The 19,790-nt window shown below is 56.6% G+C and carries 19 protein-coding genes; 8 read left to right on the top strand and 11 right to left on the bottom strand.

Annotated elements, in window-relative coordinates:
* Positions 1–92: 92 nt before the first annotated feature.
* A complete protein-coding gene (locus ACO0LO_RS02605) occupies positions 93–1,313 on the bottom strand; it encodes an MFS transporter (RefSeq protein ID WP_422962625.1) in 1,221 nt (406 codons plus the stop codon).
* A gap of 213 nt (positions 1,314–1,526) precedes the next feature.
* On the opposite strand from ACO0LO_RS02605, the gene ACO0LO_RS02600 reads away from it, so the two are divergent.
* Together ACO0LO_RS02600 and ACO0LO_RS02595 are read left to right on the top strand one after the other, a co-directional pair.
* Positions 1,527–2,426 (top strand): LysR family transcriptional regulator, encoded by a 900-nt coding sequence (locus tag ACO0LO_RS02600; protein WP_422962624.1) that lies wholly within the window; start codon positions 1,527–1,529, stop codon positions 2,424–2,426.
* 221 nt (positions 2,427–2,647) lie between these two features.
* Positions 2,648–3,928: an MFS transporter gene (locus tag ACO0LO_RS02595; RefSeq protein ID WP_422962623.1), complete on the top strand. Its 1,281-nt coding sequence runs from the start codon at positions 2,648–2,650 to the stop codon at positions 3,926–3,928.
* Positions 3,929–3,999: 71 nt separating this feature from the next.
* On the opposite strand, the gene ACO0LO_RS02590 is transcribed toward ACO0LO_RS02595, so the two are convergent.
* Positions 4,000–4,596 carry a TetR family transcriptional regulator C-terminal domain-containing protein gene (locus tag ACO0LO_RS02590; protein WP_422962622.1) on the bottom strand — a complete coding sequence of 199 codons (597 nt, stop codon included), beginning with the start codon at positions 4,594–4,596 and terminating at the stop codon, positions 4,000–4,002.
* A 304-nt stretch (positions 4,597–4,900) separates the two neighbouring features.
* Here ACO0LO_RS02590 and ACO0LO_RS02585 point away from each other — a divergent pair, with 304 nt between their 5' ends.
* Complete coding sequence (locus ACO0LO_RS02585; RefSeq protein WP_422962820.1) at positions 4,901–5,284, top strand: DUF427 domain-containing protein; 384 nt, start codon at positions 4,901–4,903, stop codon at positions 5,282–5,284.
* 272 nt (positions 5,285–5,556) lie between these two features.
* Here the strand turns inward: ACO0LO_RS02585 and ACO0LO_RS02580 are convergent, their stop codons facing one another.
* Both ACO0LO_RS02580 and ACO0LO_RS02575 read right to left on the bottom strand, forming a co-directional pair.
* On the bottom strand, positions 5,557–6,429 hold the full coding sequence (locus ACO0LO_RS02580) for an aldo/keto reductase (RefSeq protein ID WP_422962621.1): 873 nt from the start codon (positions 6,427–6,429) through the stop codon (positions 5,557–5,559).
* Positions 6,430–6,672: 243 nt separating this feature from the next.
* Complete coding sequence (locus tag ACO0LO_RS02575; RefSeq protein ID WP_422962620.1) at positions 6,673–7,320, bottom strand: TetR family transcriptional regulator C-terminal domain-containing protein; 648 nt, start codon at positions 7,318–7,320, stop codon at positions 6,673–6,675.
* A 336-nt stretch (positions 7,321–7,656) separates the two neighbouring features.
* Between ACO0LO_RS02575 and ACO0LO_RS02570 the strand changes: the two genes are divergently transcribed.
* The gene (locus tag ACO0LO_RS02570) at positions 7,657–9,162 is read left to right on the top strand and encodes an MATE family efflux transporter (protein ID WP_422962619.1); all 1,506 of its coding nucleotides are present in this window, start codon (positions 7,657–7,659) and stop codon (positions 9,160–9,162) included.
* 50 nt (positions 9,163–9,212) lie between these two features.
* Here the strand turns inward: ACO0LO_RS02570 and ACO0LO_RS02565 are convergent, their stop codons facing one another.
* The 3 genes from ACO0LO_RS02565 to ACO0LO_RS02555 form a co-directional block, all read right to left on the bottom strand.
* Positions 9,213–9,623, bottom strand: coding sequence for a hemerythrin domain-containing protein (locus ACO0LO_RS02565; protein ID WP_422962618.1), 411 nt, complete (start codon positions 9,621–9,623; stop codon positions 9,213–9,215).
* Between the two features lie 106 nt (positions 9,624–9,729).
* On the bottom strand, positions 9,730–10,146 hold the full coding sequence (locus ACO0LO_RS02560; RefSeq protein WP_422962617.1) for a cupin domain-containing protein: 417 nt from the start codon (positions 10,144–10,146) through the stop codon (positions 9,730–9,732).
* 7 nt (positions 10,147–10,153) lie between these two features.
* The gene (locus ACO0LO_RS02555; RefSeq protein WP_422962616.1) at positions 10,154–10,594 is read right to left on the bottom strand and encodes a carboxymuconolactone decarboxylase family protein; all 441 of its coding nucleotides are present in this window, start codon (positions 10,592–10,594) and stop codon (positions 10,154–10,156) included.
* A gap of 208 nt (positions 10,595–10,802) precedes the next feature.
* On the opposite strand from ACO0LO_RS02555, the gene ACO0LO_RS02550 reads away from it, so the two are divergent.
* The 4 genes from ACO0LO_RS02550 (at position 10,803) to ACO0LO_RS02535 (ending at position 15,951) form a co-directional block, all read left to right on the top strand.
* Positions 10,803–12,239 (top strand): PLP-dependent aminotransferase family protein, encoded by a 1,437-nt coding sequence (locus tag ACO0LO_RS02550; protein ID WP_422962615.1) that lies wholly within the window; start codon positions 10,803–10,805, stop codon positions 12,237–12,239.
* A gap of 546 nt (positions 12,240–12,785) precedes the next feature.
* The gene (locus tag ACO0LO_RS02545; RefSeq protein WP_422962614.1) at positions 12,786–13,289 is read left to right on the top strand and encodes a chemotaxis protein CheW; all 504 of its coding nucleotides are present in this window, start codon (positions 12,786–12,788) and stop codon (positions 13,287–13,289) included.
* Positions 13,290–13,312: 23 nt separating this feature from the next.
* Positions 13,313–15,037 (top strand): methyl-accepting chemotaxis protein, encoded by a 1,725-nt coding sequence (locus ACO0LO_RS02540; RefSeq protein WP_422962613.1) that lies wholly within the window; start codon positions 13,313–13,315, stop codon positions 15,035–15,037.
* 314 nt (positions 15,038–15,351) lie between these two features.
* Positions 15,352–15,951: a hypothetical protein gene (locus ACO0LO_RS02535; RefSeq protein WP_422962612.1), complete on the top strand. Its 600-nt coding sequence runs from the start codon at positions 15,352–15,354 to the stop codon at positions 15,949–15,951.
* Positions 15,952–16,129: 178 nt separating this feature from the next.
* On the opposite strand, the gene mctP is transcribed toward ACO0LO_RS02535, so the two are convergent.
* The 4 genes from mctP to ACO0LO_RS02515 all read right to left on the bottom strand — a co-directional run bounded on the left by mctP (position 16,130) and on the right by ACO0LO_RS02515 (position 19,786).
* Complete coding sequence (mctP, locus tag ACO0LO_RS02530) at positions 16,130–17,605, bottom strand: monocarboxylate uptake permease MctP (RefSeq protein WP_422962611.1); 1,476 nt, start codon at positions 17,603–17,605, stop codon at positions 16,130–16,132.
* The gene (locus ACO0LO_RS02525) at positions 17,605–17,784 is read right to left on the bottom strand and encodes a DUF3311 domain-containing protein (RefSeq protein WP_422962610.1); all 180 of its coding nucleotides are present in this window, start codon (positions 17,782–17,784) and stop codon (positions 17,605–17,607) included. Before ACO0LO_RS02525 ends, mctP begins: the two co-directional genes overlap by 1 nt.
* A gap of 175 nt (positions 17,785–17,959) precedes the next feature.
* Positions 17,960–19,366 carry an FAD-binding oxidoreductase gene (locus ACO0LO_RS02520; protein WP_422962609.1) on the bottom strand — a complete coding sequence of 469 codons (1,407 nt, stop codon included), beginning with the start codon at positions 19,364–19,366 and terminating at the stop codon, positions 17,960–17,962.
* 12 nt (positions 19,367–19,378) lie between these two features.
* Positions 19,379–19,786, bottom strand: a complete 408-nt coding sequence (locus tag ACO0LO_RS02515; protein WP_422962608.1) for a DUF2069 domain-containing protein — start codon at positions 19,784–19,786, stop codon at positions 19,379–19,381.
* Positions 19,787–19,790 lie beyond the last annotated feature (4 nt).

Raw genomic sequence — 19,790 nt, 5'->3', positions numbered from 1 at the left:
TGGAAAAACTGTCTCAACGGACGAAAAAAAAGGCGCCAATGCGCCTTAGAAGGAGGGGGCTCGATGGGGCTATACAGCCCATGACTGAGGGTTCAGGCAGCGGCCAGCTGGTTTCGGGAGGCGATACGCTTGCCCACGGCAAGACTCAGCAGCAAGGCAGCTATTTCACATAATGCGCCGGCAAATCCCAGGTCGGCAACCGCGCCATAGGTCAGCGTCACCGAGCCCAGGCCTGCGCCCAGTGAGAAGCCCAGGTACATGAAAGAGGCATTCAGGGACAGCACCACAGGGGCGGCCTTGACCCCGGCAATGCCGACCAGGCCGGCTTGCTGGCCGGGGTAAAACGCCCAGTGCGCAATACCCCAGGCGACCACCGCGATAACGACAGGCACGATGGCAATGGATTGCGGCAGCAAATGCGCGCTGGCGGACAGCGTGACAAAGGCCGCAACCAATACGCCGAAGCTGGGGAGGATGACGGCGCGCGGGCCGTGCTTGTCCACAGCCCGGCCGCTGATGCGAAGGCCAATTGCTGCGGCCACGCCCCAGCTGAACAAGATGAAGCCGATCTGCGCGCCATGCAGCTGCGTGGCTTTGGAAATAAACAAGGCCAGGTAAGTGTAGATGGTGTAGCTGCCCATGGCCCATAGCGTCGTCACCAGCAGTGTCAGCAAAATCACGGGCTGACCGGCAGTGCGGATGCGTTCCTTCAGCGTCGCTGTTGACAAGCCTGTGCCTATGCTGCGGGGCAGTCCCGCTATCAGGCCGATGGTCGCAATGACGGCCAGCAGCGCCACGCCGGCGAAAGTAATACGCCATCCCAGCCGGTCGCCGATCAGTGCGCCCAGCGGCACGCCGAAAGCAATCGATACCGATAGTCCGCCGTTGACGATGGCAATCGCGGTGCCGCGCCGCTCAGGTGCTACTACGGCGCTGGCCAGTGCATTGGCGCCCGGCACGTATAATCCTGCCGCAAATGCCAGCAGGATGCGCGCACCCATCAGCGACCAGTAGCCTTGTGCTGCCCAGGCGACGACATTAGCCAGCGCAAATGCCGCCATTGCCCCTATCAGTAAAGTACGGCGGTTGAAATTGCCTGTCAGCGCCGTTAGCACCGGGGAACTCAGCGCATAGGCAAACGCGAATACGGTCACCAGCTGGCCCGCCGTAGCCACGCTGACGGAAAGGTCTGCCGCCATGCCCGGCAGCAGGCCGGCAATCATGAAGCTTTCTGTGCCAACGGCAAAAGCGCCTAGGGCAAGCCAGTACAGCGGTACGTTGCTGGTGATGAGGGAAGACGTTTGCGGTTTCATGGAAATTTCCTGTTAATGGCGAGTGCTGCCCCGGTAATTCCGGCCCTGTCAAAGCCGGTGGGCGACAGCGGGTTGTGCTCAGTGCAGTCACTTAGTGCAGTCACTCAGTGCAGTCAATATACGGCCACTCCGGTTTGGGATAAACGTGCTACATTTCCAAACATATGGGACACCAGTGTCCGCTATGGCCGGTGAGCAAGAGCAGGAGCAATAATGGATAATTTGGGCGCTTTGAATGTATTTGTCCGCGCGGCAGAGACACGCAGCTTCACGGAAGCAGGGCGTCAGCTGGGCGTGTCGTCGTCTGCTGTAGGCAAGGCCATTGCCCGGCTGGAAGAGCGGCTTGGCGTGCGCCTGTTCCACCGTAGCACGCGCAGCATTACCTTGACGCACGAAGGGACGGTATTCCTGGAAAGTTGCCGCCGCATATTTTCCGAAATCGAAGTGGCGGAGATGGAGCTGGCGCAGATCAAACGCGCCCCTAGCGGCCGTCTGCGCGTCAGCCTGCCACTGGTCGGCATGCTGCTGATGCCGGTGATGGGCCGCTTCATGGCGGCGTATCCCGATATTGAACTCGACCTGGATTTTACCGACCGCATGGTGAATGTGATCGACGACGGCTTTGATGTTGTCGTGCGTACCGGCGAAGTCAGCGACTCGCGCCTGATTGCGCATATCCTCGGTACGTTTTCGCTGCGACTGATAGGTTCGCGTGACTACTTTGCCCGCGCAGGCATTCCTGCAGTGCCGGCGGACCTGAAGAACCATGCATGCCTGCACCATAAATTTCCCAATACCGGCAAGCTGGAGCGCTGGCCACTGATACCGGACGCGGAGGGCAACGATGTAGAGCTGCCGACAACGATGGTTGCCAGCACAATGGAGCCGCTGATCCACCTGGCAGAGCAGGGGATGGGCATCGTCTGCGTACCGGATTTTTTTGTGCGCCAGCAACTGGCAGACGGATCGCTGCTCAGCGTGCTGGAAGAGCATATTGAGCATAAGGGCTGGTTTCGTGCAGTGTGGCCGTCCAGCCGCTACCTGTCGCCGAAGGTAAGGGTGTTCGTCGATTTTTTGGTGGAACACGTGTTTCCCAAGGATGCTGTTCTCTAGCTAGGCACAGCGGCTTTAGCGGGAAAAAGCACCCGGATGAAGCCGGTTGCGCAGCGATAGATCCATTTATACCAGGGATTTTATTCATGATATATAGTCTCTTATTCCTAACTTATCGGACATAAATGTCGGGCATTTTTGCTTGACCCGAAACTTGCTCCTGCCCAGAATACGACCGTACATCTTTTGGTGCGGTCGTAATTTTGAAAATGGAGCGTTAAATGGAAAATAGTCAGGCAACAATGGACGCCGATAGCGGCTTCAGTGGCCGGGCCGGGCTTGCCGGATCTGCCGATAAGGTCGATAGTGCCGCAACTTCTGGGCGCGGCTGGATGTCGGTAGCGTCAGTAGCAACAGGGGCTTTCGCCTTTGTCACCACGGAATTTCTGCCGGTAGGCCTGCTGCCGCAGATCGCCCATGACCTCGGGGTGTCCGTGGGGACGGCAGGGCTGATGGTCACCACGCCCGGCCTTATTTCCGCCATTTCCGCACCGGCAATGCTGCTGGCTGCCGGGCGCATCAACCGCCGCCTTATCCTGCTGATTCTGTCGGTGCTGCTGCTGGCATCCAACCTGGTTTCTGCCTTTGCGCCCAGTTTCGGAGTCATGCTGCTGGGCCGGGCTTTGCTGGGCACCTGCCTGGGAGGTTTCTGGACGGTTGCCCTCGCCGCATCCGGCCGGCTGGTGCAACAGCAACATGCCGCCAGGGCAACCGCGATGATCTTCGCCGGCATCACTTTTGCAACCGTTATCGGCGTACCGCTGGGAACATTCATCAGCAACCTGTTTTCATGGCGCGCTTCCTTCATGGTAACTGGCGTGCTGGTGGCCATTGCGCTGCTGGCGCAAACACTGTTGCTGCCTTCGCTGCCATCCGGCGCTGCCGTCCGGACCAGTGATTTTGCAGCCTTGCTACGCCGCGCCAATCCGCGCAAGAGCCTGCTGATGGTGGGGCTGCTGTTTGCAGCGCATCTGGCCGGCTATACGTATATTGCGCCGTTCATGGTGCAGGGCGGTACCTTTAGCCTGACTACCGTCTCCTCGGTATTATTGGGCTTCGGACTGGTAGGCTTCGTTTCCAATTTCCTCATGTCGGCCATCGCGGCGCGCCGTTTGCAGGCTTCGCTGTTTGCGATGGCGCTGATCATGATGGTGTGCCTGTTTGCACTGCCGCTGGTGCATGCATCGCAGGCCGGCGTGGTGGCTCTGGTGTTGGTGTGGGGTTTTGCTTACGGCGCCATTCCCTTGTGTCTCAGCATCTGGATGCAGCTGTCATCGCCGGACTTTCCCGAAGCGGGCTCTGCTCTATTCGTCAGCATGGTACAGCTGTCAATCGCGATAGGTTCGTTCACGGGGGGCATTGCTGTGAATACGCTGGGCATACCGGCCAATATGCTCCTGGGCGGAATACTGAGCTTGATTGGCCTGGGGCTGATTCTCAGTTTTAAATTCGGCTTTAGCGCTGATAATGGAAAATTGAGCGAGGGCCTGAGCAAAAAATAATGGCTTGCTGGATAAGTCAGAAGCCGCCGCTTGCACAGCCGGCGGCTTTTTTACGAGCAGGATGAGGCAGATTATTTGAAAGAGGGACGGTGGAATATCTGCGAAAACAATACGCGCTTGAAACGGTCCACCGGCTCGGCATCGCGATGCCCTTTGGCCATCAAATTTGCTCCCTGCAAGGACGACAAGATGAAACCTGCAATTTCTTCGCAATCGAAATCGGTCGGAAGCTCACCGGCCTTCACCGCCGCTTGCAGGCAGTAAGTCAGCGCGCTTCGGACCTCGGCAAAAATCTCTATCAGCCGCTTGCGGATAGGTTCGCTGTGGTCGCTTGCTTCCGCGGTGAAATTGCCGTATAGACAGCCGTTGCGCATATTGTCCCGGCTCAGGTGAGCTCTGTTCCTGTCCATGTAGTCGCTGAGCCTCTGTAGTGGAGGCAGCGCATCGTTGAGCAAAGTTTCGCTCATTACCTGCTGGCTGTTAGAGAAATAGAGGTCAATGATTTCCAGTCCAAAGGATTCCTTGGAGCCGAAATGATTGGTGAAAGAACCTTGCGGCACGCCGGCTGCCTGCACAATGTCGCGCACGCTGGCGCCGCCGAAGCCGTGTTGATGCACAACACGCAGTCCTTCGGTAAGTATCTTTTCTCTGTGGGATGGTTTAGCCATAGCCCCATAATATGATCATCCATATTGGATTGTCAAGGAAGAGCCTGAATACTTAATCGATTTTCATGATAGTTTAGCGAAGATGAGCGATGATGGCGCAAGCTCTTTCTTTATTTTAACTCTCCAAGATTTCCTTAAGCGATTCACAGACAAACTTGACTTCAAAATCTCAATCGAATTAATATGTACATGCGTATTATTTAAATTGTTGCTGCTATTCTTCCCAGGACGCTGACACTGTCAGCAAGGCGGCAAATCATATTGCAGGGCGATACTCTGTTAATCACCAAGAAGGAGTTCCATGATGGACGCGAAATCAGTCAAAATCCCCGGACCTGATCATCCGATTACGATTACTCCAAACCCCGCACGGATTACCGTGTCCCTGGGAGGCCGTGTAATCGCCGATACCCGCGCGGCGCTGAGCTTGCAGGAGGCATCGTATCCCGCGGTACATTACATTCCTCGCAAGGATGTGGATATGTCCTTGCTGGAGAGGACGGCGCATGCGACTTATTGTCCGTATAAAGGAAATTGTTCTTACTACAGCATTCCTGCGGGCGGTGAACGCTCCGTGAATGCCGTATGGACCTATGAGGAGCCCTACGATGCGGTGTCGGTAATCAAGGATTACGTTGCCTTTTATCCGGATCGCGTTGATTCCATTACGGTGCAGCCAGCAAGCTGAGACTGCCGGAGGCAGATGTGATTCGCCGTGCTGACTACTTCTTCATTGCTTGTAGTGATCTGTGGCGGCTACTGTTTATGTTGTAGCCATAACGAGCTGCCCGAAGGCGATTTGCTGATCAGTCACGGCGGTGAGGATTTTTCTGCTTGGGCCTGTGAAGACAACTAATTGCGAGTAACTGAGACAGGCGGCGCGCCGGTTTGCCGTAAAAGTCGGCGGCGAACCGGCGCGCGTGGCACAGACCCTTCCCTACGCTCTTCTGGGGAGGGAGCTCAGGCCCGGGATTTACCTTCTTTGTCCAGCGCCTGAAACTCCTCATCGGATAGCACAATGTCGGCTGCAGCCATATTTTCTTCCAGATGCGATACCTTGGAAGTGCCGGGTATCGGCAACACCACCGGGCTGCGCTTCAGCAGCCATGCCAGCGCTATCTGTCCCGGCGTGGCTTTATGCTGTTTGGCAATGGTGTCGAACAAGGATCCCGGTTGCGTCAGGTCGCCGGCGGCCAGCGGGAACCAGGGGATAAAGCCTATGCCATGTTCAGTGCAATAGTTGAGCACGTCTTCACTGCTGCGATCTACCAGGTTATACCGGTTCTGCACCGTGGCCACTTTAAAGTATTTGGATGCGGCCTTGATCTCTTCCACTGACACCTCGCTCAGACCCGCGTGGCGGATAAGGCCGGCGCCCAGCAATTGCTTCACCGCGCCGAACTGTTCTTCGCGCGGCGTTTTGGGATCAATGCGGTGCAGCTGCCACAGTGCTATTTGCTTGACGCCGAGGCGATGGCAACTGGCATGCGCCTGCTGGATCAGGTATTCGGCACGGCCCAGCGGCGTCCACTGATCGGGTCCGGTACGGGCCAGGCCAGCCTTGGTGGCAACGACCATGTTGCTACCGTAAGGTGCCAGTGCTTCGCGGATCAGTTCTTCGGAAATATTCGGGCCGTAGGAATCTGCGGTGTCGATGAAATTTACGCCCAGTTCCGGCAGGCGTTTCAATGTGCGGATTGACTCCGCGCGGTCGGAAGGTTCGCCCCAGATACCTTGGCCGGTGATACGCATTGCACCATAGCCAAGGCGGTTCACTTCTAAGTCGCCGCCTATCTTGAAGGTTTTCGGGTTTGCTGCAGATGCGTTCGCCATATATTTCTCCAATAGAATGGTTTCGTGAAAGATGAAAGCCCACGTCGCTAGATGAAAAAGAAAAACAAGCGGCAGGCCTTAGTTGGATGGACACGCGTGCCCGTATCCGTGCTGCGCGGTAATGGGTGGTATGTCGCCCGTACTTCTTCTTTACCTTAACCGATTTCCATTTTGCGTGCTGGAGGCAGGAAGGATGACAGCGCCTGTGATGAGTGCGGGAGTCCGCGGAGACAGTAGCGGAGCTTAGACAGTTTTTTTGGATGCGGCGGGAATGCGCTTGGCGGATCTGGTGGACGTGGGGGGATTGCTTGGCTCCGTTGCTGCACACTGGCGGAACGCCAGCCTCATGAAGGTATCGAGCGAATCGGCTGTCTTGTCGATCTTTGCGCGCATTACTGCGCCTTCCCAGGAGTTCAGCAAAAAAGCGGCCAGTTCGATAGCGCTGAATTCCTGCGACATTTCACCCGCTGCCTGCGCCTCTTCCACGACGGCTGCCACGTCCGCGGTCCAGCGTTCAAATGCTGCGACGGTATGTTCGCGGATCATCTCGCTCTGGTCCGCCAGTTCAACACCGAAATTGCCCAGCAGGCAACCGCGCACAAACCTGCCTTTGGAAAAACGCTGGTTAATAGTGGAAAAATAGTCGCGCAGCCTCTGCGTCGGTGGGCGGCTTTGGTCGGCAAGTATTTTGCCTGTTTCGCTATTGTCGCGGTAACGGTCGACAATCTCGGCCGCCAGCACTTCCTTGCTGGGGAAGTGGTTGTAGAAAGAACCCTTGGGAACCCCGGCAACTTCGGTGATGTCTTGCACCGAGCACGCATTGAATCCTTTTTTGTGGAAGGACTTCATGCCTGATTCAAAAATTAAATCATGGACGTTTGGCTTTTTCATCAGCGGATAATAGGACCGCCTGCAGTGCAGGTCAAGAAATATTCAGGTTGGGTGTGAGGAGCCTGCAAAGTCAAATTTTGCGGCGGCTTGCATACTGTTTCTCGGGCTTGTTCTTGCTGTTCTTATTGTGTCCGGCGGTTGCTGGCGACTACAGCAACTTGCACGAGGCTTGACGGTGGCGCCCCGTTTGGCGGATACTAAGATGACCGGTCATATTAAGGGCGCCATCTTTGGAAAAGCTCTGTCACGCCGGCCCGGCAACACTTCAGCTATGAACCATAGTTCCCAGAGGATGGAGCGCGCAAGCTCGTTCATCCGTCTATTGCAAGGTATGACATGAATTCCAGTTCCAACTTCGCCAGCGCGGCTGTTGCCGGTGCAACGGTGAATCTTGCCGAATCCGTTGAATCCGCTGGCACAGATGAGCCGCTTGTGATGATTCACACGGACGCCACCATATTGGCGCCTGAATCTGCCGCGGACAGGCACAAGATGGCGGCGCGGGCCGCCATGCTGAATGGACCGATTTTTCCTACGCTGCTGAAGCTTGCCATTCCCACCATGTCGGTATTGATTGCGCAGACTGCGGTCAATGTCGCAGAAGCCGCCTACGTCGGGCATCTGGGTTCTGCTCCGCTGGCCGGCGTGGCGCTGGTGTTTCCTGTTTTTATGCTGATGACGACGATGTCCAATGGCGGCATCGGCAGCGGCGTAGGTTCTGCGGTGTCGCGCGCGATAGGCGCCGGCCGCAAGCATGATGCCGATGCGCTGGTATTCCATGCGCTGGCGCTGGCCGTCATATTCGGGCTGGCGTTTACTGCCGGCGCATTGCTGCTGGGACCTTCGCTGTACCACGCAATGGGTGGTGAAAATGAAGCGCTGGAAGCGGCCGTGCATTATTCCGCATGGCTGTTTTCCGGCGCGATTCCCGCATGGATCGTCAACCTTATTGCATCTGCGCTGCGCGGTTCCGGCAACGTCAGGGTGCCTGCCATCGTCACCTTGGCGGGTGCAGTCATCCTGATTCCTACATCGCCGGCGCTGATCTTCGGGTTTGGGCCGATTCCTCGCCTGGGCATCGCGGGCGCCGGCATTGCATTCACGACCTACTACACCATTGCCGCGCTGTTGCTGTTGCGCTACATGATGTCGGGACGCGCAGGGCTGATCCTTAAGTTCGGCAGCCTGCATTCTTCCTATTTCAAGGACATCCTCAAGGTAGGCATTCCCTCGGCCATCGGCACGGTGATGACCAATTTCACCGTAATTGCGGTAACCGGAGCGGTGGGCCTTTTCGGCATCAATGCCATCGCCGGTTATGGTACGGCGGCGCGGCTGGATTACGTCATGATCCCGCTGTTGTTCGGCCTGGCGACAGCCGTGCTGACGATGGTGGGCGTCAATGTCGGCGCCGGTGACGTCGCTCGTGCCAAGCGTGTAGCCTGGATAGGCGGTTTCACCGGCGCTGCACTGACCGAGGTCATCGGGCTGGTGGTGGCGCTGTTTCCCGGCTTGTGGCTGCACATGTTCACTCGCGATCCGCTGGTGCTGCCGGTGGCAGAGACCTACCTGCATATCGTCGCGCCGTTTTATGGCGTATTCGGCCTGGGCCTGGTGCTGGGGTTTGCTGCGCAGGGAGCAGGGCAGGGCATCTGGCCGCTACTGGGCGCTACGGCGCGCATGCTCATAGCTGCCGGCATAGGATGGCTGGCGGTGGCCAAGTTCGGCGCCGGCATGCCGGTGCTGGCAGCCATTGTCGCTACGTCTTTCCTGGCCACTGCGGCGGTATCGGCCGGTGCGATGTTTTACAAGCCGTTATGGAAAGCGGCAGCCCGTCAGTAGCGCCACACCCTTATTGCAGTTCACCGCGCCAGCGTTGGCAAGGGCTGGCATCACAGGCTTGCCAATGCAGGGTAGAGTTCTTCATTCTCCCTTTGCGTTCTTTCAAACAGTGCTTTGAACGTTGTATTGGCTTCTTCCCGAAATTCCTCGGGTGCACCGGCAATTTTCAGCGGCGTATTCCACCTGCCCGCAAAGTTCATGTAACGTGCGGAGAGCTCGCCCATTTCCGCCTGGAATCGGGCGCCTTTTTCTGCCAGTGCCGGGTCTTTTGACGCTGCAAAGGCAGGATAGACGACCCTGTCTTCCACAGCCAGATGCAGCTTGATCGACGAACTGATGGTGACAATCATCCTGGCGATGGCCGTCGCATTCCCTGCAATGCCGAGTTTGACCAGCATCCTGAGCGCATGGATGTGCGCCAGGATGTCGCCATGGTCGTGCTTGAACTTCTTGGTATCCATTCATTTCCTCCTCATTTTGTAGTGCGGTGCGCTCGCCGGCAACGCCGGACAGAGGGCAATAAAAAAGCCGCAATCAGAGCGGCTTTCGATGCAGATAGTCCGGGTTTTACTTGCTCAGCGGCAGCTTCAGTTGCTCGCCATCGCCTACCAGCAGCCATACCAGAAGTTTGGCCGGCTTGGTTGCGCTGGCGTTCCTGGAGACGATATGCCCGATTTTCGGCGTTTCGTACCAATAGTCGCCTTGCTTGTAGGTCACCGGGGCTTGTCCCTCCAGCTGGGATATCACTTCACCTTCCAGTACGTACGCGAAAACAGAACCCGGATGTATGTGCGGATCGGATGCCTGTCCTGGTTCGTAGTTAACGGTTGCCATGATGACGTTTTTCCCCGGTATATCGGGAAGAGCCTGTTTCGTCAGCGGAATGACCTTTTCCTGGCCGGTACCGGTATCATGGGCAAATGCCATTGGCGCCAGCAGTGCAGCACCTGCGAGCAGGCTTGCAGTCAGTTGTCTCAGCATCATCGCGGCCTCACTTGGTGGGTGATTTGCGGAAACCAATTGCCAGGCGGTTCCAGCTATTGATGGTGGCGATGGCAACTGTCAGGTTGACCTGTTCGGCTTCGCTGAACTGGGCGCGCAGCGCTTCATAGTCGGCGTCCGGCGCGCGGGTTTCAGAAACCAGTGTAATGGTTTCTGTCCATGCCAGCGCAGCGCGTTCACGTTCTGTAAAGAACGGGGCTTCACGCCAGACGGCAACGGCATATACTCTGCGTTCGCTTTCACCGGCTTTGCGCAGGTCGGTGCTGTGCAGGTCCACGCAGAATGCACAGCCATTGATTTGCGAAGCGCGCAGTTTGATCAGGTCCAGCAACACAGGTTCCAGGCCGAGCTTATTGACGGCGCCTTCCAGCGCAATCATGGCCTTCAGTGCGTCGGGGGATGCTTTATAGAAGTCGGTACGTTGGTTCATGAAATTCTCCAGGATAGATAAATTAAAATATTGCTTTGGGCAGTATTGCCTTCCGGCTACCGCTACTGTTTCAGTAATTGCGCAACCGTGAATAAATGATATAGGCGCCGCTTGTTCCGTTGGGAGACCAATCCAGAGGAAAATGAGGAGTCCAAGAGACCACTGCTTTTTAGGCGCGTAGTACAAGACAGGACAATTCAGGACAATTATGGAAATGCACATCGTCATCGAGGGCGGCAAGGATCTGGCCGGCCAGTTGTACCAGCAGATGAGGGATGCGATTCAATCCGGGCGGCTGGCGGCAGGGACGCAGATTCCTCCATCGCGCCTGTTGGCAGAGCAGCTGGGGATATCGCGCAAGACCGTATCGACGGTGTATGCAAAATTGACGGATGAGCAGTTGCTGACGGGCCAGGTCGGCGTTGGCACCTTTGTCAACGTGCAGGCCGCGCCGCGGCTGCAGAATGCGGCGCGGCGCGAGCTTGCGGGCGCCGCCGTTGTCAGGCGCTGGAACGATATTTCCACACCGTTGCGCCATCCTGCGCCTGCCGGCGCGTCGCGTTATGAATACATAGGAGGAGGTTCTACCAAGAGCCAGTTCCCTGTGGATGAATGGCGCCGCTGTGTGCTGTTCGCGTTGCGGCAGGATATCGACGTGCGTGGCCTGTATCAGCAGGCGGAAGGTGCGGGCATGCTGCGCGATGCCATATCCCACCACATAGGTTTTTCGCGCGGCGTTAAATGTACGGCTTCCGATATTGTCGTGACCAATGGCGCCCAGCAGGCGCTGGACCTGATTGCCAGAGTCCTGGTCGAGCCAGGCAGCGTGGTGGCCGTGGAAGATCCGGGATACCCGCCAGCGCGCCTGCTGTTTGCCACCCAGGGTGCGAGCTTGTGCGGCGTGCCTGTTGATAGCGAGGGGATCATCGTGGAACGCATTCCGGCTGATGCCCGGCTGATCTATGTCACGCCTTCGCACCAGTTCCCACTGGGCATGCCGATGAGCATGCCGCGCCGGCAGGCCTTGCTGGACAAGGCCAGGGAGATTGGCGCCATCATCATCGAAGACGATTACGACAGCGAGTTCCGCTACGAAGGCCGCCCTGCTGATTCACTGCAGGGCATGGACGAACATGGCATCGTCGCGTATGTCGGCACCTTCTCCAAGATCATGCTGCCGGAACTGCGGTTGGGCTATGTGGTCGCGCCGGCGGGCATCTTGAATGCGATCGCCGTGGCAAAGCACCTGACCGACTGGCACACAGCCAGCATGCTGCAATATGCGGTTGCCAAATTCATTGATGACGGCTACCTGCAAAAGCATGTACGGCAGTGCCACGGCATCTATTCCAGGCGTCGCGAAAAAATCCTTGCGCGCTTTCAGGGCGATCTTGCCGAATGGTTTGAGATAGTGCCGTCGGTAGCGGGTTTCCACCTCGCAGCGCTATGCAGGAAGGAGGTTGATATTGACATGCTGATCAAGCTCGCCAGGCGCGTTGGCGTCGGCCTCTATCCACTGGGCGGCTTCTATCATTTCAGCCCGGTCCAGCAGGGCCTGATACTGGGCTTCGGGGGTATAGAAACGCTGGACATCGACTTCTCGCTGGATCTGGTGAGGGACATACTGCAGCAGATGGAGCAGTAAGCCTGCGTACCGGCCGAGGCCGGATTTGCCCGCGCGCTGTCTGCATATGAATTGAGGGATCGCATTGCAGGGGCAATGCTGAAATCTGCGTAATAACAAACCGTCTATAAAATTTCCATCGGGAAATTTTATGCGTAAAAATGGAGCAGAGGGAGACTAGCAAATTTTACAGGACTAACTGATGAAGTTCGGTAAATTTGGAGTATATCCGTATATTGTTGTGGTTTCTGTGCCATGCACCATGCCATACTGCAATTCTTTCTATATGTTACGTTGGTAGAGATAATAAAATCAGGCTTGAAATTCAAAATTAGCAGCCGAGGTGATACCATAGAGAAACTTTTTGATATAAAAATAGTTTTCTATACTCCAAGGCAAGAAGTTGTGGCGTGTGTGCGTTGATAGGTCTCGAGAAAAGTCTCGATAAAGACTATATATCGGCAGCACATCGCTGTTAAAGTCAGCGTTGCAAAGGGTCGTTCAACAAGAGCCCAATTCATTTCGCTACAATTTCCACGTTAATTATTGATGGGAAAGGAGGACGCTATGTCCACATCCACACAAACAGAAACAAACGACAATAAAATCGGTGATATCGCAGGGAACGAATTCCTGGCGTTTACCCTAGGCCAAGAAGAATACGGCATTGACATCCTGAAGGTGCAGGAGATCCGCGGTTACGAAGCGGTGACCCGCATTGCGAATGCGCCGGACTTCCTGAAAGGGGTGATCAACCTGCGCGGGATCATCGTGCCGGTGGTGGACATGCGCATCAAGTTCAACCTGGGTGAGCCGACGTACGACCAGTTCACGGTAGTGATTATTTTGAATATCGGCGGCAGGATAGTCGGAATGGTGGTGGACAGCGTATCGGACGTCACGACGCTGCTGCCGGAGCAGGTGAGGGCGGCGCCGGAAATGGGCACGACCTTCAGCACCGATTTTCTGATTGGGTTGGGCACGCTCGAAGAGCGCATGCTGATCCTGGTCGATATCGATAAATTGATGTCCAGCCCCGAAATGGGGCTCGTGGACCAGGCGGCTGCCTGATCCTATAATTTTACAGGAAGCCTATGAACCAGTTATCCAATATCAAAATCGGTACCCGCCTCGCTCTGGGGTTTGGTTTGGTACTTTTGTTTGCTACAGGTTTGCTGGTAATGGGCTTGTTCAGGATGAGCCAGCTGCAAGGCTCAACCGACTATATTTTCAATAACAAGGTTGCTGCACTGAATGCCGCAACCGACATGCGGGAGCAGGGCCGCGCGCTGGCGCTGGTGCTGCGCAAGATGACCTCACCCACCGATGTGGCCGAAGCAGAGCGTGAAACCAAGCGCCTGGTGGTGACGATGGACAGCTATTCCAAATCGGAGGCGCTGGCCAAAAGCCTGATCCAGGGTGACAAGGGCAAGTCCACGCTGAGCAATGCGCTGTCGCAAAAAGATGCGGTGATGGCTGTCGTGACCAAGATCAAGAGTTTTGTCGGAGAGGGCAATTATTTCGACGCGGCCTCGCTGCTGCAAACCGAATTCAATGCGCCGCATGAAAAATGGATGGTTGCGCTGACCGAACTGGCGCAGCAGCAGCACGAAGCGATGAAAGCCACTTTCGACGAATCGCAATCCAACTACAAAATCGCGATGACAGGCATGGTTGTCATCGGCATCGTTATTTTGGTGCTGGGGGCCGCGGCGGCATGGATCATTACCCGTACCATCTCCATCCCCATCAAGAGCGCCGGCCTGGCGGCCGACTATATCGCCAGCGGCGACCTGTCGCACGACATAGAAATCCATAGTTCGGACGAAGTAGGCGCCTTGCTGCAATCGTTGAAACTGATGCAGAGCAATCTGGTGAATACCGTTTCGCAAATCAAGCAGGGCACGGAAACCATTACCGTAGCCTCGCAGGAAATCGCCTCCGGCAATGCCGACCTGTCCGCTCGCACCGAATCGCAAGCCAGCTCGCTGGAAGAAACCGCAAGCTCGATGGAAGAGCTGACTTCCACCGTCAAGCAGAATGCCGACAATGCGCGCCAGGCCAACCAGCTGGTGGTATCGGCCAGCAGCGTGGCCGTCAAGGGCGGCGCCGTCGTCGGCCAGGTCGTGGAGACCATGGGCTCGATCAAGGACAGCTCGCGCAAGATCGTGGACATCATCGGCGTCATCGACGGCATCGCCTTCCAGACCAATATCCTGGCGCTGAATGCGGCAGTAGAAGCAGCGCGTGCCGGCGAGCAGGGCCGCGGCTTTGCGGTGGTTGCATCCGAAGTGCGCAACCTGGCGCAGCGCAGCGCCGGTGCGGCGAAAGAAATCAAGACGCTGATCAGCGACTCCGTTGACAAGGTGGACCAGGGCAGCAAGCTCGTGGATGAGGCCGGCAAGACCATGCATGAAATCGTCACCAGCGTACAGCACGTGGCCGACATCATGAGCGAGATCACTGCGGCCAGCCAAGAGCAGAGTTCCGGCATTGAACAGGTCAACCTGGCGATCACGCAGATGGATGAAATGACGCAGCAGAATGCCGCGCTGGTAGAGCAAGCGGCTGCGGCGGCGGAAAGCATGGAAGAGCAGGCCGTGGCCCTGGCGCAGACAGTGAGCGTCTTTAAAATGGCGGCACATGCAGGTGCCACCCTCCGGTCCGCTGCCGTGCCTGCTCCAAGGTTAGAACCCAAAGTCATGCCGCTTGCACCTCGTAAGGCAGCACCGGTAAAACTGGCGGCAAGCGGTATTTCGCAAAAAGCTTCTGCGGCTTCGGCTGCCGGCGCCAGGCAGGATGAGTGGGAAGAATTCTGATCTGATAGTTGAATCTGATAGTTAAGCTTCGAAAAAAATGGCCCCGCACTCCGGGGCCATTTTTTTTGCTGCACCTTGTCGCCGACTTAGTCGCATACACGTTGATTTGGTGAATTGAGGTGTTTATTGCCCTTTGTTCTGCGATTTGATTTTTTGCCTTGGAGCAGGCTTCAGAGTTAGCATTATGTACTTTCCTTGCGGACAATTTTTATGTGGGGAAGCGATTCTACGCAGCAGGTCTGTGTGCGATGTCTGTGTCATTACACAGAAAATGCTGCGTTACTTGATACTCCCCTGACCTACAAGGATTCACAATGAGCTCAATAACGCCTTTGCCACCATCCTATAATTCGCCTATTGCCAATGCGCTAGGCACTGCACGGCAAAAACGTGCCGCAGGCGCTGCCGATGCATCTTCTGACAGCTCTGCCACTACGGTTGCGCAAGCGCAGGCGCAATCCGCGGCGCAGGACCAGGAAGACGCAGCAGTCGCGGCAATGAATGCCGCTTCATTCCAGCAACTGGAGGACAAGGGCATCACCGTCAAGACGGTTTCTTTCGCCGGGATTTATAAAGACAAGCTGATGTCTGCGGTCGATACGGATGGCAACAAGAGCATTTCGCAATCCGAGCTGTATCAGCAAGTCCAGGCTGGCGGCGGCACACAGGCGCAGTCCGATGCCTTGTACAAGGCGATGGACATGAACGGTGACGGTACCGTGTCGGCAAAGGAGTTTGAAGACAGCATCCCCAATCCGTATGCCACTCCTGAATTTGAAAATAAACTGGACAACCTGATGTCGCAGATCCAGGCAGGAAACGCAGATCCTCATTCGTTGTTTCAAATGTATATGCAGCCCGATGTTGATGCCAGCGGCACGCTGGGTGGTCTCGCCAAGCAATTTCCCGCCTGAGAACGGGAAGCTGTACACCGTGTACGCGGGATAAACCGCATCTGTAAAAAAATAGCCCCGGATTTCCGGGGCTATTTCGTTGATGCGTGAGTTCATGCGATAGCACCATGAATCTGACACTGCTTTATGCACACACGCACACATGCAAGCCACGCGTACTTGCGTGGCTTGCATCGGCTTAGTTCTGCTTCTTGCCCAGTAGCAGCTGATACACCACTGCCACTACGATGTTCAGCGCCAGCGCCAGCAGGCCGGTATAAACGGTATAGCTGTCGCCGCCTACCACCATCGTATGCACGGGTTTGATGCCGTCGGCGAAGGCCAGCCAGCTGCCACCGACAATGCCGGCTGCCCAGCCTGCCAGCAAGGCAGCGGAACCAAACCAGCCGAAGAACAGGCCGAACACCACGGCGGGGAAGGTTTGCAGTATCCACACGCCGCCCAGCAGTTGCAGGTCAAGCGCAAACTTGGTCGGCAAGAACAGGATAAATATCAGCGCGCCTACCTTTACTACCAGCGATACGATCTTGGCCACCTTTGCTTCACCGGCTGGCGTTACCGACGGATTGACATAGGCTTTCCAGAAGTTACGCGTGAACAGGTTGGCGGCGCCGATCGACATTACCGCCGCCGGCACCAGCGCGCCGATCGCGATCGCCGCAAAAGCGAAGCCGCTGAACCAGGCCGGGAACAGTGCGTTGAACAGTGCAGGCACTACGTCGTTGTTCGTGGGGACGGTGATCTTGGCCGCATAGGCCATGAAGCCCAGCAGTGCAATCAATCCCAGCAGCACGGTGTAGGCAGGCAGGAAGATTGCATTCTTGCGTATCGTGTCAGCACTCTTCGCAGCAAAAATGCCGGTCAGCGTGTGCGGATACATGAAGGCTGCCAGCGCCGATCCCAGTGCCAGCGATGCAAACGGCAGCATCTGCTGCGGTTTCAGCGTAAGGCCGGTTGCGCCTCCCTTGGCGGCAAATGCATCCCTGGCGGAGGAAAACACAGCGCCGTAGCCGCCCAGTTTCATCGGTACCAGCACCACGGCCACCAGCACCACGATGTAGATCATGAGGTCTTTGACAAACGCAATCAGCGCCGGTGCGCGCAAGCCGGCCGAGTAGGTGTACAGCGCCAGGATCACGAAGGCAGCCGCCAGCGGCAGTTCTCCGGTCAGGCCGAGTGCCTTGATGACGACTTCCATGCCGATCAGCTGCAATGCAATATAGGGCATCGTGGCAACAACGCCGGTCAGCGAGATCGCCAGTTCCAGCGGCCGCGATTTATAGCGGCCGAATACGACGTCGCCTGCAGTAACATGGCCTGCCTTGGCGGCAGCATGCCACAGCTTGGGCATGATGACAAAGACGATGGGGTAAACCAGGATAGTGTATGGCAGCGCGAAGAAGCCATAGGCGCCGACTGCATATACCAGCGCAGGTACAGCGATAACGGTGTACGCGGTATAAAAATCGCCGCCGACCAGGAACCAGGTGATCCACGTGCCGAAGTTACGTCCGCCCAGGCCCCATTCATCCAGGTGCGCGCCCTTGTTGGATTTGCCGCTTTGCCAGCGCGATGCAGCAAAACCCATGACCGTCACCAAGACGAAGAAAAAAATAAAGACGGCCAGTGCCGTCCAGTTGATTTGGCTTTCCATTATTCGACTCCCTTTTTCAGTCCGTCGCGATAGACGATCCAGATGATCAAGGCTGTGAGGGGAACCCACGCAAACTGATACCAGTAAAAGAAGGGGAAACCAAACAGGGTGGGGAGTTCCTGATTATAAAAAGGAATCCACAATAGCCCGATGAAGGGTAGAGCTAGCAATAACTGCATGACATATCACCTAATGTTCTCATTATCTAATTAAACAGGACTGGAGCGTCCCGGCCGAATTATAAAAGCAATGCAGTATTCGTGCAGTCAGGTGTCATTTGGTGCGATGCAGCAAAAAGGTGCAGGCATTGCTTGATTCAGCCTAGCACGCATTTCGCAGAAGGGAAGGAGCAGCTTACAGCAGCTTGCCGGGATTCATCAGTTGCTGTGGGTCCAGCGCTACTTTGATGGAGCGCATCAATGTCATTTCCACCGGGGATTTATAGCGCAGGAGTTCTTCGCGCTTCAATGCGCCGAGGCCATGCTCGGCCGATATCGAACCGCCGAAGCGGTGCACGCTGTCATGCACGACGAGGTTCACTGCTTCTTGCTGCTCAATGAATTCAGTGTCCGGCATGTGCGCCGGAGGCGATACGTTATAGTGTAGATTGCCATCGCCCAAGTGGCCAAACGTCACCATGCGGCAGCCGGGGAAGCCCTGTTGCAGCAGCAGGTCGGTAGCGCTGATGAAATGGCCAATGTCGGAAATCGGGATGGAGATGTCATGCTTGATATTTTTACCCTCCGCTGCCTGCGCCATCGAGATATGCTCGCGCAGGTTCCATAGTGCCCTGGACTGTGCCAGCGAAGTCGCCACGACGGCATCCTGTATCAAATCCTTGTCCAGCGCTTCCGCCACCAGGCTTTCCAGCATGGCGCTTGCATGCTGTTCGGATTCGCTGTCTGACAATTCCAGCAGCACATACTGCGGATGGCGCGATGCAAAAGGCAGCTGCATCTGAGGGAAGTGGGTGCCGACCAGCTGGAGCGAAAAATCCGACATCAGTTCAAACGCCGTAAGCGAAGCGCCGCAATGCGCCTGCGCCAGCGACAGCATCTGCAGGGCGGCATCCGGCGTCTGCAGCGCAGCCAGCGCCGTCAACTGTGCTTTCGGCTGTGGAAACAGCTTGAGCACGGTAGCGGTAATGATGCCCAGCGTACCTTCTGCGCCGATGAACAGGTCGCGCAGGTCGTAGCCGGTATTGTCTTTGCGGAGGCCGCGCAGGCCGTCCCAGGTTTCGGCGCCGGCGGTAACGACTTCCAGGCCCAGGCACAATTCACGCGCATTGCCGTAACGCAGTACGGCTGTGCCGCCTGCATTGGTGGACAGGTTGCCGCCTACCGTGCAGCTGCCTTCCGATGCCAGCGACAGCGGATATAGCCGCTGCGCCTGCGCCGCCGCCGCCTGGACGTCGGCCAGGATGCAGCCTGCTTCTACCGTCATCGTATTATTGACGGGATCGACGTGACGTATCCTGTTCAGCCGCTTCAGCGATAGCACAACGGCCTTACCGCTGCTGTCCGGCACACTGCCCAGCACCAGGCCGGTGTTGCCTCCCTGCGGGACGATGGCAACATTGAATTGCATGCACAGTCGCACGAGTGCGGCGACTTCCTCGGTTGAGCCGGGCTTCAGTACAGCAAGCGCCTTGCCCTGGAATCGTTGTCGCCAGTCCACGACAAAGCCCAGCACGTCGGCATCCTGTGTCAGCACATAATCAGCGCCTATGGTTTCGCGGCAGGCATTCAGAAAGGCATCCATTGGCTTATCCGGCTAGTTGCCCGGCTGCTGCAGTTCAGCAGCCTTCTTGGCCGCCTTCGCTGCTTTTTTCAGCGGCCACAGGTACATTAACGCACCCAGGAAAAACAATATGGTCAGCGCCACTTCCGCCCAGCCGAGCATGGCAGACAGCCATAGCCTGTCGCTGGTGGCGCGGATAATGCCTTCGGCAAAATACAGCAGGATCAGCATTGACGACCATTGCATCGTAAAATTGTCGCGCTTAATCACGCCGCGCGAGATCCATAGCAAGGGCAGCACCTTCAGTACCATCCATGAGCCGCCGGGTCGCAATGGCGCGAGCACCATTTCCCACAGCACGTCCAGCAGGATTAGCGCGATCAGGCTGGCGCAGGCGAGCAGGTGGTATTTTTTTTGTGTATTGCCCGGGATAGTTTCCATGCTT

The sequence above is a fragment of the Undibacterium sp. TJN25 genome, assembly GCF_049339885.1.
GTDB lineage: Bacteria > Pseudomonadota > Gammaproteobacteria > Burkholderiales > Burkholderiaceae_D > Undibacterium.
The sequence above is the reverse complement of the archived record's forward strand: the minus strand, read 5'-3'. Positions and strand labels throughout refer to the sequence as shown.

Bases quoted from the DNA above. Each gene is read 5' to 3' on its own strand.
- ACO0LO_RS02605 (WP_422962625.1), bottom strand. From the start codon at position 1,313: ATGAAACCGCAAACGTCTTCCCTCATCACCAGCAACGTACCGCTGTAC.
- ACO0LO_RS02600 (WP_422962624.1), top strand. From the start codon at position 1,527: ATGGATAATTTGGGCGCTTTGAATGTATTTGTCCGCGCGGCAGAGACA.
- ACO0LO_RS02595 (WP_422962623.1), top strand. From the start codon at position 2,648: ATGGAAAATAGTCAGGCAACAATGGACGCCGATAGCGGCTTCAGTGGC.
- ACO0LO_RS02590 (WP_422962622.1), bottom strand. From the start codon at position 4,596: ATGGCTAAACCATCCCACAGAGAAAAGATACTTACCGAAGGACTGCGT.
- ACO0LO_RS02585 (WP_422962820.1), top strand. From the start codon at position 4,901: ATGGACGCGAAATCAGTCAAAATCCCCGGACCTGATCATCCGATTACG.
- ACO0LO_RS02580 (WP_422962621.1), bottom strand. From the start codon at position 6,429: ATGGCGAACGCATCTGCAGCAAACCCGAAAACCTTCAAGATAGGCGGC.
- ACO0LO_RS02575 (WP_422962620.1), bottom strand. From the start codon at position 7,320: ATGAAAAAGCCAAACGTCCATGATTTAATTTTTGAATCAGGCATGAAG.
- ACO0LO_RS02570 (WP_422962619.1), top strand. From the start codon at position 7,657: ATGAATTCCAGTTCCAACTTCGCCAGCGCGGCTGTTGCCGGTGCAACG.
- ACO0LO_RS02565 (WP_422962618.1), bottom strand. From the start codon at position 9,623: ATGGATACCAAGAAGTTCAAGCACGACCATGGCGACATCCTGGCGCAC.
- ACO0LO_RS02560 (WP_422962617.1), bottom strand. From the start codon at position 10,146: ATGATGCTGAGACAACTGACTGCAAGCCTGCTCGCAGGTGCTGCACTG.
- ACO0LO_RS02555 (WP_422962616.1), bottom strand. From the start codon at position 10,594: ATGAACCAACGTACCGACTTCTATAAAGCATCCCCCGACGCACTGAAG.
- ACO0LO_RS02550 (WP_422962615.1), top strand. From the start codon at position 10,803: ATGGAAATGCACATCGTCATCGAGGGCGGCAAGGATCTGGCCGGCCAG.
- ACO0LO_RS02545 (WP_422962614.1), top strand. From the start codon at position 12,786: ATGTCCACATCCACACAAACAGAAACAAACGACAATAAAATCGGTGAT.
- ACO0LO_RS02540 (WP_422962613.1), top strand. From the start codon at position 13,313: ATGAACCAGTTATCCAATATCAAAATCGGTACCCGCCTCGCTCTGGGG.
- ACO0LO_RS02535 (WP_422962612.1), top strand. From the start codon at position 15,352: ATGAGCTCAATAACGCCTTTGCCACCATCCTATAATTCGCCTATTGCC.
- mctP (WP_422962611.1), bottom strand. From the start codon at position 17,605: ATGGAAAGCCAAATCAACTGGACGGCACTGGCCGTCTTTATTTTTTTC.
- ACO0LO_RS02525 (WP_422962610.1), bottom strand. From the start codon at position 17,784: ATGCAGTTATTGCTAGCTCTACCCTTCATCGGGCTATTGTGGATTCCT.
- ACO0LO_RS02520 (WP_422962609.1), bottom strand. From the start codon at position 19,366: ATGGATGCCTTTCTGAATGCCTGCCGCGAAACCATAGGCGCTGATTAT.
- ACO0LO_RS02515 (WP_422962608.1), bottom strand. From the start codon at position 19,786: ATGGAAACTATCCCGGGCAATACACAAAAAAAATACCACCTGCTCGCC.